Below are 15373 nucleotides of genomic sequence, written 5' to 3'. Positions count from 1 at the left end.
GGCAGTTTTTGTTTTAGAAAGAAAGATTATTCCTCTACCAAACCCATTTTTCGCAGCAGGAAGCTTGCATTCATATTTTGAGCAACACCAGGTCGCATTTTATAATCAAAAGAAATTTCTTCTCCTTCAATATGTGTGTCGAAATAGTTATTGACGATTTGCGAGTAGTTTTCTGCTAATTGGGTAAGCGATAAATCATGGGTAGCGATAATTCCTTTTGCTCCCAATTGATTAAGTTTTTTTAAGAATTTAGCAGAGCCTTCTTCCTTGTCTTTTGAATTGGTACCTTTTAGTATTTCATCTAAAATAATAAAAACTTTTTCTCCTCTCTCGATGGCATCTACAATGAATCTTAATCGCAACAATTCAGCATGAAAATAGGAAGTCTCCTCTTTCAAATCATCTGAACTACGCATACTAGAATATAGTTTTAAGTCGGGAAAACAAAACTTTTTAGCGAATACATGGAAGCCTGATTTTGCAAGAATTAAATTAATTCCAATACTTCTTAGAAAGGTACTTTTCCCAGCCATATTAGGTCCTGTTATAATCGTGAAATTCACATCTGAAGAGAGTTGGAAATCATTTGTTATTAGCTTTTGAATAGGAATAATTGGATGTCCCAAGCCTTGGATATCAATCATTCCGTCTTCTGTTAATACAGGAATAGAAGTAACAGATTTAAAATTATAACGAAAAGTAGCACCACTTATTAATGCCTCTAATTCAAACAAAATTTTCTCCCATTCTGCGATATGCTCTTGATATCTATTTTTCCAGACACTAAATCTCCATAATAGACGAATATCCCAAGCTAGAAAAAAGTTAAGTACAACAGCTACTAAGACATTATCTCTATACAAAGCCTCTTTAGCTAATTTGGCCAACTCAGTTAGACCTTTCTTTGCATTTTCATTTTCTTCAAAAAATATTGAATAATATGCTTTCATTTGATTGGAAGACCATGACTCCTCTTCTATAATAGTTAATTGGTGCTGCATAGCCTTTAGTCTCTTTTCTATATGACCCATCGTTTGATGGATAGGATTTGTTATTTTCAATAGTCGCTGGATAGGAAACAAAACTCCAACTGCTCCAAGTAAAAAAAGAAACCCATTGATAATATCAAAATAATATATAAGGCTCAATGATAGGGCAAATATCGGAAACACATATTGCAGCCAATTCATCCAAGATTTTGCTTCGTATTTGTGTTCTAAAATCTCTTTTATGCTTCGATCTGTTTCTTCTTTCTCCAACATTCCACCATAAGCTAGATAATTCTGGCACCAAGGCATTTTTTCTGTCAATTCGTCTATTGTTTGGAGACTTTCCTCTCTAGATATTATTCCACTAAGTAAGCGATTAGCCAGTGCCTTTTCCCCATGAATTGTTACCGTTCGATTAAGGAGTTGAAATAAACTTCGTTTTCCAAATAAATCCATATCATAACTATACGGATGTTGTGGATCTACAAATTTCTCACCTGCCCCAAAAGAAGAATAATCTAAGGTACTTGCATCAATTTCCTGTTGATTTATACGTATAAGTCGTTTTATAAAGTTTAATCTTTCTTTGTTTTCTATACTTTTTCGTACTAAGTACAGAAATATAATAAAGCTACCTAACAAACCTATTCCTGAAAGAAATGAATACGGAAAAAGTAGATAAGCAGCAACAATCATCATGCAGAAGTAGCTTAATCTAATAATAACCCACCACCGAGAATAGTTTACATATTTCTTTAGTTCAATCTCTAGAAATTTAATTCGTTCTTGGTAAAAAGAAATATTAAAATTGGAAGCTCCCTGACTCAAAATCTTGTTTTTTACAAATCTAGTATTAAAAGAAGATAATCTCTGTAATAAATTTTCGATTTTATCTTTAATTTTTATACATTGCATTATAATTTTAAAAACAAACTACTATGAAATACATTTTACTATTGGTTATATCAATTGCCTTAACCATATTCCCCTTAAATGCACAAAACTTAGATTTCACTAATGTCTATCAGAATCATCCAACGATTCCGAAAGGAATTTTGGAAGCAGTATCTTGGACAAATACCCACATGAATAACATAGATGAAAGTTATCAAGAAAGTTGTACCGGTATGCCTCTACCCTACGGTGTAATGGGAGTATTTGAAAATGGAGCTGATTGGTTTATTGAAAACGGAAAATTAATTGCTCAAATTTCGGGTATTTCTGTTGAGGACCAAAAGCTTTCAGTCCAATTACAACTAGAAGCTTATGCTTTCGCATTTGAATATTTTTACAATCAATATAGTGAGCAACCATTTGAGAGAAGATTGTATAGTACATTGAAAGCTTTAACAAATATTGAAGAAAATGATAATGTGGACGCTTATGCTATTGATTCTCAGATTTATGACATACTTAATACCTTCAATAACAATTCTTTTGCGAATACACATAATTACCCTGAGCAAGATCTAGATTTGGCAATCGCCTTTGGTGAAGCTAATTTTCAAGTGCTTTCTTCTCCAAATGTTTTAATTAAATCAACTGGAATTGAAACTGCTGAGGGAGTTTCATTCATACCTAATGAACTTACAAACCGAGTAACCACTATCTGGAATCCAGCAGCGAGCTGTAACTACTCCTCTAGAGGAGGTACTGCTATTTCTGCTATAACCATTCACACAGTGCAAGGAAGTTACTCAAGTTGTATTAATTGGTTTAAGAATTGTGCGGCTCAAGTTTCTGCTCATTACGTACTCCGTTCTTCAGATGGTCAAATTACTTATATGGTTGATGAGACTAATAAGGCCTGGCACGTAGGTAGTGAAAATCCATATACCATCGGATTTGAACACGAGGGATGGGTTGAACAAGATGGTTGGTACACCTCAGCTTTATATAATGCATCAGCCGATTTAGTAAAAGATATTTGTACACGTAGAAATCTAAACAGAAAACGTGCTGCATACTATCCATGGACAAAAAGCACTTACTATAACCAATCTGGTATTCCTGGTTCATGTAATATTATTAAAGGTCACCAGCATTATCCAAATCAAACACATAATGATCCTGGAATCAGATGGAATTGGGAACATTTTGATAACTTAATCAACGATAATGTCCCTACTACAACAATCACAAACACAAGTGGAACTATTTATGACTCTGGTGGTGCAACCGGAAATTATAGTAATGATGAAAGAAAAAGATGGCTCATCGCACCTACTGGTGCAGCTAAAGTTAGTCTAACTTTTACAAGTTTTAATACTGAAAACACGTGGGACTATCTTTATATATATAACGGAAGTAATACTTCCGCTCCTCTGATTGGAAAATATACAGGAACATCTAGCCCAGGAACTGTAACAGGTACATCAGGTAAATTATATTTACTTTTTAAATCTGAATGCGCAACAACCCAAGCTGGTTGGGCCGCTAATATCTCTATTGTACCAAGTGCACCTGTCGATAATATTTCACCTACAACTGATGTAGCTTTTTCTGGAAATTGGCAGACAGATGATTTTACAGTGACTTATACTGATGCTGATGAACCAGGAGGCAGTGGCGTAAAGAAAAGCTTCTATCAAGTCCTTGAATATAATGGTCACAACTGGTATTCTAATCGCGACAATGGTTTCTTTGCCGATAATTTCGACAGTACGGATTTAGCGTATTTTTGGACAAATACTCTCGGCTCTTGGGGAACTTCTAATAATTATCTACATCAATCAGATGAAGGAAATGGAAATACGAATATAAATGCACCTCTCAATCAATCCTTGTCTAATCAATATTTATATACTTGGTCTATGAAAATTAGTGGATCAGGGACTAATAGACGTGCTGGGTTACATATCTTTTCAGATAATCCTACTCAAACAGAAAGAGGAAATTGCTATTTGATATTTTTTAGAGTAGATGCTAATCTACCAGAAAATCAACCGAATAAGGAAGTCCAAATTTATAAAATTGTCAATAACGCTCTGACTCTTGTAAAACAAGAGGATTATACAATCAATGCGAATACTTGGTATAATTATGCTGTAAGATATGATAGAATCACAGGAGAATTAGCTGTTTATGTAAACGATAATTTGGTCATGAGTTGGACAGACCCTACTCCAATTGCAACAGGTAATGCTATCTCGTTTAGATCAGGAAATTGTATTTTAGATGCTAATAACATCAAAGCTTATCGCTCAAGATTCCCAAGCAATACCATTACGGTTGGTCCTGCTGCAACAAATGACATCCGCTATCAAAATAGCGATCCATCAACACCAGCTGGACGTGTAAAATCAATGGTTGTTGATAACGCGGGAAATTTATCAGCCGTTGCATATAAAGATGTAAATGTGGATTGGACTCCGCCTCAGGATTTAATCGTAAATGATGGTATAGGTGCTGATATTGACACAACAAATTCTACCACCTTACAAGCAAATTGGGGTACAGTAAATGACCCTCATTCAGATGTTTCTTCCTACGAATTAGCAATTGGAACTACACCTGGTGGTGACGATATATATGCATGGTCTGGAAATAATCTTGGTTTAAACACTTCCATTGCTTATGTACTTACTAATCCCATTTATGAACAGATATATTATATCTCTATCAAAGCTACAAATAATGCGGGATTAACAGCAACTGCTTCAAGTGACGGTCAACGATTAGTAGAATCAACTTCTGGAATAGAACAAGATAATATTCAAAAAGTTGTAATGTATCCAAATCCTTCTTCCAAAGAAATATCTTTCGAAAATATAAATGGAGAAATGAAATTACTACTCTATGATATGAATGGAAAATTGATTCAAGAATCTTCTATTTCTACTACGAATAACGTCATTAATATTGAGCGTTTAAGCAGTGGGTCTTACAATGTGATTCTAAAATCTAATACGCAATTTATTGTAAAGAAATTAATTAAAGAGTAAATGAAATATTTCTTAGGACTATTATTTTTAATTTCTCTTTTTTCTTGTGATTTAGAAAAGAAAGAACAACCATTAGATAAAGTAGAAATAGAAGATGACATTAAAAGCTCGGAAGATAACTTCCGAGCTTTTGAAAATGAATTAGAGTTCGCTCAATTTTGTGTTCAACAGATAATTGCAGGTAACTATAATAGCCTTAATGACTATATGGATGAAAAGGGAATTCTTTTTTCACCTTATGCGTACATCGATGTTGAGACAGCTCAACAATTTGATAAGGAACGATTCAATCAATCTAATGAAAAAATGTTTTGGGGATATGCCGATGGAAGTGGAGACTCTATTGTAAGCACATTAGATGAGTTTATTAAAAAACATGTCTCATGGCTAAACTTAAAAGACCCTAAGCTAAAAATTAACGTGTATAAAGATAAGCCTAAAACGTATGGAAGCGAACTCCATAATGTTCAGGAGATATTTCCAAATAATACTTATGTTGAATTTTATCTCCCACCTTCTCAAGAGGGATACTTTGACTGGAATGCCCTCATTGTTGTGGTGGATAAAGAAAATAGCAATTATTTACTAAAAGCCATCTTGCATAATCAATGGACAATATAAACTAATTGGAATGACTCCACATGAACTTGAAGAATTAGTTAGAGAGAACATTATCAGCCGAGAAACTGCTACTCAAATTGCGTCATATTATAAGAGTAAACAAGAACAACCTAAACAAAATCGACTACTCTTGGTTTTTGGGATTTTAGGAGCCCTTTTAATTGGTTTGGGTATCATTCTTATTTTAGCTTCCAACTGGGATGAATTACCTAAGACTGTACGAGTCTTATTTGCTTTTTTACCACTTGTTGCTATGCAAATCTTGTGTGGATATACATTACTACGTAAAAATGATAACAGAGTATGGAGAGAAAGTTCAGCTTTGCTCCTGATCTTTGCCATTGGTGCCTCTATTTCTTTGATAAGTCAGATTTATCACATTTCAGGAGAAATGTCCACCTTCCTTCTTACATGGATTTTACTTGGATTGCCTATCATATATATTATGAAGTCAGCAACTTCCTCTATTCTTTACCTAATAGGAATCACAGTATATGCAATGGAAATTGGCTATTGGAATTATCCAACTCGTATTCCGTATGAATATTGGCTACTTCTAGTTGGTATCATTCCTTTCTACCTTTATATGCGTAAAAAACAAACGCTAAGTAACTTTGTATTCTTTCACCATATTATCATAGCCTTATCCGTAACAATCATGTTAACTTCTTTATCTAAGGGTGAGCCTTTACTAATGTTTATCCCATATATGAATCTTTTTGGAATCTTCCTACTCATGGGATCAACTCCTTTAAAAGAAAAGTTAAAGATACATGATAATGCTTTATTTAGCATAGGAACTATTGGTACTCTTATTTTATTGTATATCAACAGCTTTCATTCTATGTGGAGATACATTAATAACATAGAGGATATTTATTTCCAATTTTTTGATTTCCCTCTATTTATTCCAATGCTTCTAACCACTATTATTGGTTTTTATTTATTTATAAGCAAACTAAAGAAAGTAGGTTGGGGAGGAATACGTCCACTTGAATTTATTTTCATCTTCTTCTTTATACTCATCATAACTTTCATGAAATTTCCTACTATAATTGCTATTGGATCAAACCTAGCCATTTTAATAATAGGAATAAATACAATCCTACGTGGCATAAAACAGAATCATTTAGGAGTTGTGAATTTTGGATTGATAATCATTTCCACACTCATTCTCACACGTTTCTTTGACACTAATATTTCCTTCCTATTACGTGGACTTATCTTTATCGGAATTGGAATTGGGTTCTTTGTAACGAATTATCAACTACTAAAAAAGAGAAAAGCTCATGAATAGTAAAAAATATTTATTTCTCACTTTTATTATAGTAGCTCTCGTTCAGCTAGCCATACCTATAAAAATGATAATGGAACATGAAACTATTCTAAAAATTGGAAAGATATATCGATTTGAGATTGCTCCTATTGATCCTTCCGATCCATTTCGAGGAAAATATGTCATTGTAAGACTCAAAGAAAATAGCTTCCGACCAGAATCAATGGATGAAAATATGCAAGGAGACATATATGTCTTACTTCATTCTACCGGACCAAATGGATTTGCTACTATCAAAGGACTTTCAAAAGAGAAACCAGCTGCGAACGAAGATTTTGTAAAAGCAAAAATAGATTATAGCTATGATGAATTGGTATATATTAGATATCCTTTTGATAGATATTATTTAAATGAAACAATAGCCCCTAAAGTTGAAGGAGACTACTTTAAAATGGCAAACGATACGTTACAAAAAAGCTACGCCATTCTTTATGTACAAGATGGGGATGCGGTTATTAATGATTTAATTATCAATGGGAAATCTGTAAAAGACTACCATTAATTATTTAATTTTTTAACTGCAAAGACTACAGAGTTTTAAGACCTTCATAACCTTTGCGGTTAATCGGTTAAATCATTATCTTTGTAAAAATTATTTGCTATGAGAGTTGCTATCGTTGGTGTTACTGGAATGGTGGGGCAAGAGATGCTCCAAGTTTTAGCTGAACAAAATTTTCCTGTTAGCGAGCTAATTCCAGTTGCCTCTGAACGATCTGCAGGTTCTAGAATTACATGGAAAGAGAGCGAATACACTATAGTTAGTTTGGAAGAGGCAATTGCTAAAAAACCCGATTTAGCATTATTTTCTGCTGGTGGTTCTATTTCATTGGAATGGGCTCCAAAATTTGTTGAAGTAGGCTGTAGAGTGATTGACAATTCCTCTGCATTTAGAATGGACACTGATAAGAAGTTAATAATACCTGAAATTAATGGGAATCAGTTATCAGAAGATGATTATATCATTGCTAATCCTAATTGCTCGACTATCCAGATGCTCATGGCTTTAGCACCACTACATCGACAATACCAAGCAAAACGAGTGGTTGTTTCAACTTATCAATCCATATCAGGTACTGGAGCTGAGGCTGTGAAACAGATGGATAATGAACGTAAAGGCATCAAGGAAAAAATGGTTTATCCCTATCCTATTGACCAGAATGTACTTCCACATTGCGACACTTTCCTTGAAAACGGGTATACCAAAGAGGAAATGAAATTAGTAAATGAAACTAAGAAAATATTAGACCCATCTATTGCTGTAACCGCTACTGCAGTTCGAGTACCCGTTTCGGGAGGTCACTCAGAAGCAATCAATGTAACATTTGAAAAGGATTTTAATCTTTCTGAGATACGCAAAACATTTCATCATACTCCAGGTTTACATGTACAAGATAATCCTGAAGCGAACATCTACCCTATGCCTATATTTGCGAAAGGAAAGAATGATGTATTTGTAGGAAGAATTCGTCGAGATGAGAGTTTGCCAAATACACTTAATATGTGGGTTGTTGCTGACAATCTTCGTAAAGGGGCTGCATTAAATACTATTCAAATCGCTCAGAAGATGATAAAATTAGGGATCTTAAAAGGAGAATAATTTAAGACTTAATCCTCCATAAGTTTTTCCCATTCAGTCATAGCTTTATCAAGGTCACTTTTTAGTGTTTCGTACTCTTGTAAAACTTTAGTGGAATTTACTTCGTCTGTATAATCTAATTCAGCAACAACCTTATCCATTTCTGCTATCTTATCTTCCAATTGTCCAATCTTTTGTTCAATTTTCTTAATTGCATTCTGATTCTGGGTTTGTTGCCTCTTTAATTCTTTTTCCTCTTCATAAGAAAGCATTTTTTCAGGTTCTTTCGTAGCAACCTTTGCAATTTCCTTAGCGCTAACACCAAGTTTCTGTGCCTTTTCGAAAGCATCCATCTTCTTCACAAGATATTCTTTAACTGTATAATGATGAATCTTAAGATGCTTATTCTCTATATCCCAGATACGGTTTGTTAAGCCCTCCAAGAATTCACGATCGTGAGATACTACTATAAATGTTCCTTCATATTTCTGAAGTGCTTGTTTTAGAACCTCCTTACTTTGGATATCTAGATGATTTGTTGGCTCATCCAGAATTAAAAAGTTAGATGGACTCAGCAACAACTGACATAGTGCTAAACGTGTTTTCTCTCCTCCAGATAGCACTGAAACTTTCTTATCAATATCTTCTCCACTAAATAAGAACGCTCCTAAAATTGATCGCAACTGTTTACGAATTTCTCCTTCTGCAATATCATCCACAGTATCAAAAACAGTTTTATTAGGGTCTAACTGATTTACTTGATCTTGAGCAAAATAAGTAAGGTTCACATTATGTCCATAATTTACCGTTCCTTCTCCATCTTCCACTTTCATGATACGCTTTAAGAGGGTTGACTTACCAACACCATTTGGACCTAATAAAGCAATCTTCTCTCCTCTTCCTACAGACAAGTTAACTCCTTTAAATAAAGTTAAATCACCGTAGCTCTTTCCTAGATCTTCCATATCGAGTACTACCTTTCCAGGTTGCACACTTAGTGGAAAAGAAATTCTCATTTTTGCAACTGCATCAGACTCAATTTCAATACGTTCTGTCTTCTCTAGCTTCTTTATAAGCGATTGAGCAAAAGCGGCCTTACTCGATTTTGCTCTAAATTTATCAATTAGCTCTTCCGTTCTTTTAATCTCTTTCTCTTGCTGTTTTTGAGCATTCTTTAAGATTTCTAATTCTTCTGCACGTTTCTCTTTATAAATAGAATACGGATAAGGGAAATTTAAGATTTTTCCATTTGTAATTTCTAACGTTCTCTTTGTCACATTATCCAAGAAGTATCGGTCGTGAGAGATAGTAATAACAGCTCCATCATATTTTTTAAGATAGGTTTCCAGCCACTGGATGGAGATTATATCCAAGTGATTGGTTGGCTCATCCAATAAAATTACAGACGGGTTATTTACTAAGATTTTGGCTAACTCTGCTCTCATCTTCCAACCTCCTGAAAATTCATTTAAGGACTTATGAATTGCGCTATCTTGAAATCCCAATCCTTGCAGAGTAGTAATAATCTTCTCCTCCCATTGATACCCATCTAGTACTTGGAATTGTTGATTAAATTCACTCAAGTCGTCCAGTAAAGATAAATAGGAATCGCTCTCATAATCGGTACGCGTAACTAATTGGTGATTAATATCATCAATTCCTGTTCTAATCTTATTGAGTTTAGGATTAGAATGATCCAAATATTCAAACACAGATTGGTTAGTATCTATTTCAATATCTTGGGTCAAGAATCCAATCGTAATATCTTTTGATTTATGGATACTTCCTTCTGAAGGACGTTCTTTCCCTGCTAAAAGTTTTAATAAAGTTGACTTTCCTGCTCCATTTTTTCCTACCAATCCTATTTTATCACCTATATTAATTTGAAGATTAACATCTTTAAACAAATAACCTTGTGGTAAGAAAACTCCTAAACGTTCTATATTAATCATGGTGCAAAGATAGAAAAGGCATCGGAATATATTCCCATGCCTTTTCAAAAGAAATAAATTAAACTCTTATTTGTTTATCAGCTTCTGTATTCTTGTAGATAACTTCTTCGCTTCTTCTAAATGAATACGAATAGCATCTTTTTCTACCTGACTAACGCTTTTATCAGAAAGTTGTCCTTCCATATATTCAATTTGGCTATCTGTATTACGTTGTAAGCCAATCAAAACGTATGGGAGTACTGCTCGAGAATAAGCTCCTCCATCTTTAGAAATTACCTCAAAGACATCGAAATTCTTATTTTGGAAAGCAAAATCTTGTTCAGCAAAGAAATGAGAAAAACCAGAAATTGCTCCAATAGAATTATATCCTGTAATTTCTCCGTTCTTCAACGTATTAATTACAAAGCGTATATCAGAAGTATCTCCATAGCTAGTATAAATGTTTACTATAGACGCCTTCATGGAAGAGGAGTTTTCTTTTTCAAGTCCTTTACATAACTCCAATGCCTTCTTTATTCCCTCAGGGGAATTTGTCATACCACCCAATGCCTGAGCTACTACAGAATAAGAGCTGTCTTGCTGGATAGCGTGCTCATAAACAGAATTAATCTGTTCTTTATTTGAAGTAGTTGTATAGAATTTATTTGTAAGAATTAAAATTGCAGAAGCTCTTACAGCTGGGTTCTCATCATGTTGCGCCATATCCACTATCTTTGCATACAGCCCAGACACAGATTCGTCACTCATTTTTAAGAAGCGAGATAATGCTTGGCTACGGATATCCCAGAATTTATCGTTCAAGGCATCAGCTATCATCTTATAAGAATCTTCAGATTTTAGTTTACTTCCATTTACAACAGCCTCTTTCCTATCTATAAATTTAGGTGCATGATAATATTGATGTATATACCATTCACGCGGTTTTTCAAATTTAATTTTACCTAAAAGTGCTCTATCTTCATCAAAAACTACATTCTGAAGTTCTCCTTCAAACGGAAAAGTAAATTCAGAGTTGACCTTATCTACTATTATATTAAACGTTTTCTTCTGATTATTTGCATATATACCAACTTTAAGCGGCAACCTATAAATGGGCGCTTTACTCAAATCTTGTTTCTGTTCAACTTTTAAGGTAACCTCATTCCCATTGACGGTAGGTGTGACAGTTAATTCAGGGTGGTAGGAAGCAAAAAACCACTGATTAAAGAACCAATTCAAGTCTTCTCCAGTAATTTTCTCAAAAGACAAGCGTAAATTATCCATTTCAGCTGCACCAAATTTATTGGTTTCTAGATAATCTTTTAAGCTAGCAAAGAATGCTTCATCACCTACATAGGTACGTAACATATGGAGTATTCTTCCTCCTTTATTATAAGAATGTCCATCGAACATTTCTTCCCTACTATCGTATCCAAACCAAACCATATCATGATATCCTACTTGCTGTGCAGATGCATAATATCCATTTGCTTCTATTTCTGCATTGTAATCTGCTTCATCCACACCATATCGGTGTTCATCCCATAGATACTGCGAATAGTTAGCAAAAGATTCATTCAAAGGAAGATTAGACCAGCTTTCTGCAGTAACTAAATCTCCAAACCAATGGTGGAAAAGTTCATGTGCAATCGTACTCTGGTCATTTTCATCAATTAATTCTCTTCTTGTTTTATAGGCAAAATCACCAAAAACTACTGCTCCCGTATTTTCCATGGCTCCCGAAACATATTCTCTCACCACAATCTGATGGTATTTATCCCATTGATATTCTACCCCCAATATATCTGAAAAGAATTTAATCATAGCAGGAGTTTCACCAAAGATATCTTTGGCATACGGAGCCCATTCAGGTTCAACATAGTAATTAACCGGAATTTTTGACCCGTCGTTTTTGGTATATGAATCTTCAATTATAGAAAATTCACCTACTGCTAACATACAAAGATATGGAGCATGAGGTAAGTCTTGTTTCCAGTGATCTGTTCTAGTACCGTCATTATTTATTTGGGAAGATAATAAGGTACCATTAGATAGCGTCTTATACTTATTTTCAACTGTAATGAATATTTCAAAGCTAGTTTTTTGATTGGGTTTATCAATAGTAGGAAACCAAACAGAATTCGATTCTGTTTCACCTTGTGTCCAAATTTGAGGCATTTGTCCTTTACGTTCATTACGTGGATTTATGAAATATAAACCTTTATCACTGGAAATAGCAGCAGAGCCTCCCTCTTCTTTTTCTTCTGGCTTAGAGATATAATCAATTACAACACTATATGTATCGTTCTTTGAATAGGTTTTATCTAATCCAATACGAAGCATTTTCTTATTATATCGGAAATTTAAGCTCTTATCATTCAACTTAACCGACTTAATCTCCATAGATTTAGCATCTAGGATTAAACTATCAGATGGATAAAAATGCGGAGAACATGTAATAGTTGCCAAACCATTCATTTGAGATTCAGCCCAATTAAAATTAACTTCCAATTTAGTATGTTTAATATCTGTGGACACTGTACTTGTCGCCTGATATAAAGGTCGTTCTGTAATTCTAACTTCTTCTTTTTGGTCAGATTGAACAGTTGTTTGTGTAGAAGGATTTATGGTATTTGATGATTCTTTTTTTGTGGTTCCGCAGGAATAAAGAAATCCTATAGCAATTAAGCTTATTGTTATTTTTCTCATTTTATTTATTCTAGTAGAACAAAAATGCAAATAATTTTTGTCTCTCAGTATTTATAGCATCAAAGAATATTCATTTTTAAATAATTTTTAAAAAAAAAACTCCTTTCTATGAAGGAGTTCTGTATAGTTATCTTACTTATTATTTTTGATTAATTACCTCAAAAGCAGTTCTACGATTTCTTTGGTGTAATTCTTCTTGTTCGTCTTTAGATGGAATAGAATTGATATATGCTTCAGTTAATGGAATTTTATTTCCACTTTCATCCAACACAACTCGACCATTCTCATCTGTTCTATAAGCTGGTCTAGATTCACCATAACCAATTGCAATCAATCTTTCTTTTTCAATACCTTTCTCTTTTACAAGGTAATCCACACAAGACTGAGCTCTTCTTTGAGAGAGTTTTTGGTTATAGGTATCAGAACCTCTACAATCCGTATGAGAGTTAATCTGAATCGTTAGATTATCATTTAGCTTAATAAATTCATACAGTTTATCCAATACTTCCTTAGATTTTGGGCGTAAATTCGCAGAATCGAAATCATACTCAATTCCTTCAATTTTAATTTCATCCTGTGGAATTTGCTCCAAATAAAAATCGTGCTTTAGTGTAGTTGATTTTGTAATATTTCGCGTATCAATATTGGTAGCATCTGCAAAATAATCTTTCTTTTTAGCCACAATAAATATTTCAGACTGCTGGATTAATTCCGTATGATAAAACCCTTTTGCATCAGAAGTAAGTGTGAAATCTGGGATAGTACCTCTTACATCCTTAAAAGTCAAAGATGCGCCTGGGATAATCTCGTTGGTAGCCATATCATAAACATACCCCTCTATATATATACGAATAGGAGCATTTTCAATCGTATAAATATCATAGCAATGTCCGGCTTCACAAGGTTCTCTATCACTAGAGAAAAAACCATGTTTCATGTTTTTGTCCCAAATGAGATAAGCATCATCTTGGCTAGAGTTAATTGGTTCACCCATATTAGTTGGAGCCATGAATGTACTATCATCCAAATTAAATTTACTTTGGAAGATATCTAAACCTCCTATTGAATTATGCCCCGTTGAACTGAAATATAAAATATTACCAATTGAATGATAGAAAGGAGTCTTTTCATCAAATTCAGTGTTTACTGGATATCCTAGGTTTTCAGGAGTGCCACTTGGGAGTCCTGTAGCATCAATTTTAATTCTCCAAATATCAAAACCTCCTTTACCTCCAGGTCTATTACTTGAGAAGTAAAGCCATTTTCCATCTTCGGTAACATATGGATTAATATTTTGGGATCCTGGATAATTAATCACAGAATCTAATTTATATGATTCAAAGAATTTAAAATCTAACATTCTCCCTAGGTACATAGAAACACCATTTGGGTTTTCGTTTTCCCAACGATTATAAATGATTACATTATTTCCATTATAAGTACCGGATGCATCATTTACAGCTCCATTTAGCGGACGACCAAAGTTCTTAGCAGTCTCCCAAGGATCATCAACATCATCCCTTTGAGTCCAATACAAGTCCATCAAATAACGAGAATCCTGTTTGTTTGGGTCTAGAATTACACCATCCTCACGTGCAGAAGCGAACATGATTCTATCTTCAGAGCCAAAAAACATTACCCCAAAAGATGCTGTTCCTTTATTAAAGATATTGGTGTCAGCCATCTCCACAATAATTTCTTTCTCGTAATGTTCATCATCTAAAGCATATTTACATGCGACTATACGTTGTGCGGCTAGAATAGCAAGAGAATCTGTATGGTTAGGACTTTCTGCATACGCTTTAAAGTTTTGAATAGCTTGATCATATTCTCGCATTTTCATTAAAGCGTCTGCATATTCATATCGATCAGCAGGATAATAGGAGCTATTGGCTGTTTCTTTAAAATGTTCTGCAGCACGTTTATAATCATAAGTCTTTTGGTGACAAACTGCAATCTGGTGATCGATATAGTCTTTAAAAGGAACTTTAACTACGGAATCATTTTTTGGTTTTTTATCTTTTAATTTTTGGCTAGTAGTCCCCACCTCATAAGGAAGCACACCACTCTCATTAATAGAAGAATCACTATAAATTCTCTCGTAATATTTTAATGCTGTAATATAATCTCCCTTCTTAAAGAAATCGTCCGCATATTGCAGCCATACTTTTTTTGATTGTCCATAGGACAACATGGAAAAGAAAATTGCTGCTAAGATTAATAGGGATTTATGTATGGATAAATATCGTGTATTCATGAATTCAATT

At 34.0% G+C, this 15373-nt stretch carries 9 protein-coding genes; 5 read left to right on the top strand and 4 right to left on the bottom strand.

Translation table 11 applies throughout. The features are described 5' to 3' along the window. Positions 1-26: 26 nt before the first annotated feature. Positions 27-1817 carry a hypothetical protein gene (locus M9897_12325; GenBank protein ID MCO5269669.1) on the bottom strand — a complete coding sequence of 597 codons (1791 nt, stop codon included), beginning with the start codon at positions 1815-1817 and terminating at the stop codon, positions 27-29. Between the two features lie 110 nt (positions 1818-1927). Here M9897_12325 and M9897_12320 point away from each other — a divergent pair, with 110 nt between their 5' ends. The 5 genes from M9897_12320 (at position 1928) to M9897_12300 (ending at position 8487) form a co-directional block, all read left to right on the top strand. Beyond that, positions 1928-4933, top strand: coding sequence for an N-acetylmuramoyl-L-alanine amidase (locus tag M9897_12320; GenBank protein ID MCO5269668.1), 3006 nt, complete (start codon positions 1928-1930; stop codon positions 4931-4933). Then, complete coding sequence (locus M9897_12315) at positions 4934-5554, top strand: hypothetical protein (GenBank protein MCO5269667.1); 621 nt, start codon at positions 4934-4936, stop codon at positions 5552-5554. A 10-nt stretch (positions 5555-5564) separates the two neighbouring features. After that, positions 5565-6851 (top strand): DUF2157 domain-containing protein, encoded by a 1287-nt coding sequence (locus tag M9897_12310; protein ID MCO5269666.1) that lies wholly within the window; start codon positions 5565-5567, stop codon positions 6849-6851. Further along, entirely contained in the window at positions 6844-7392 is a 549-nt protein-coding gene (locus tag M9897_12305) for a GDYXXLXY domain-containing protein (protein MCO5269665.1), read from the top strand. Before M9897_12310 ends, M9897_12305 begins: the two co-directional genes overlap by 8 nt. 99 nt (positions 7393-7491) lie before the next feature. After that, on the top strand, positions 7492-8487 hold the full coding sequence (locus M9897_12300; GenBank protein ID MCO5269664.1) for an aspartate-semialdehyde dehydrogenase: 996 nt from the start codon (positions 7492-7494) through the stop codon (positions 8485-8487). An 8-nt stretch (positions 8488-8495) separates the two neighbouring features. Here the strand turns inward: M9897_12300 and M9897_12295 are convergent, their stop codons facing one another. From M9897_12295 to M9897_12285, 3 genes are all read right to left on the bottom strand, one after another. Next, positions 8496-10418 carry an ABC-F family ATP-binding cassette domain-containing protein gene (locus tag M9897_12295; protein ID MCO5269663.1) on the bottom strand — a complete coding sequence of 641 codons (1923 nt, stop codon included), beginning with the start codon at positions 10416-10418 and terminating at the stop codon, positions 8496-8498. A 66-nt stretch (positions 10419-10484) separates the two neighbouring features. Further along, a complete protein-coding gene (locus tag M9897_12290) occupies positions 10485-13106 on the bottom strand; it encodes a M1 family peptidase (protein MCO5269662.1) in 2622 nt (873 codons plus the stop codon). 139 nt (positions 13107-13245) lie between these two features. Then, complete coding sequence (locus tag M9897_12285; GenBank protein ID MCO5269661.1) at positions 13246-15363, bottom strand: OmpA family protein; 2118 nt, start codon at positions 15361-15363, stop codon at positions 13246-13248. Between the last annotated feature and the right edge of the window lie 10 nt (positions 15364-15373).

The organism is Brumimicrobium sp. (genome assembly GCA_023957385.1).
In the GTDB taxonomy this organism is placed as follows: Bacteria; Bacteroidota; Bacteroidia; order Flavobacteriales_D; family Crocinitomicaceae; genus Brumimicrobium.
This window is presented reverse-complemented; position numbering and strand designations above follow the sequence as displayed.

What these genes read in the sequence shown, in the direction of transcription:
- M9897_12300 (MCO5269664.1), top strand. Translation starts at nt 7,492, where the DNA reads ATGAGAGTTGCTATCGTTGGTGTTACTGGAATGGTGGGGCAAGAGATG.
- M9897_12295 (MCO5269663.1), bottom strand. Translation starts at nt 10,418, where the DNA reads ATGATTAATATAGAACGTTTAGGAGTTTTCTTACCACAAGGTTATTTG.
- M9897_12290 (MCO5269662.1), bottom strand. Translation starts at nt 13,106, where the DNA reads ATGAGAAAAATAACAATAAGCTTAATTGCTATAGGATTTCTTTATTCC.
- M9897_12310 (MCO5269666.1), top strand. Translation starts at nt 5,565, where the DNA reads ATGACTCCACATGAACTTGAAGAATTAGTTAGAGAGAACATTATCAGC.
- M9897_12285 (MCO5269661.1), bottom strand. Translation starts at nt 15,363, where the DNA reads ATGAATACACGATATTTATCCATACATAAATCCCTATTAATCTTAGCA.
- M9897_12320 (MCO5269668.1), top strand. Translation starts at nt 1,928, where the DNA reads ATGAAATACATTTTACTATTGGTTATATCAATTGCCTTAACCATATTC.
- M9897_12315 (MCO5269667.1), top strand. Translation starts at nt 4,934, where the DNA reads ATGAAATATTTCTTAGGACTATTATTTTTAATTTCTCTTTTTTCTTGT.
- M9897_12305 (MCO5269665.1), top strand. Translation starts at nt 6,844, where the DNA reads ATGAATAGTAAAAAATATTTATTTCTCACTTTTATTATAGTAGCTCTC.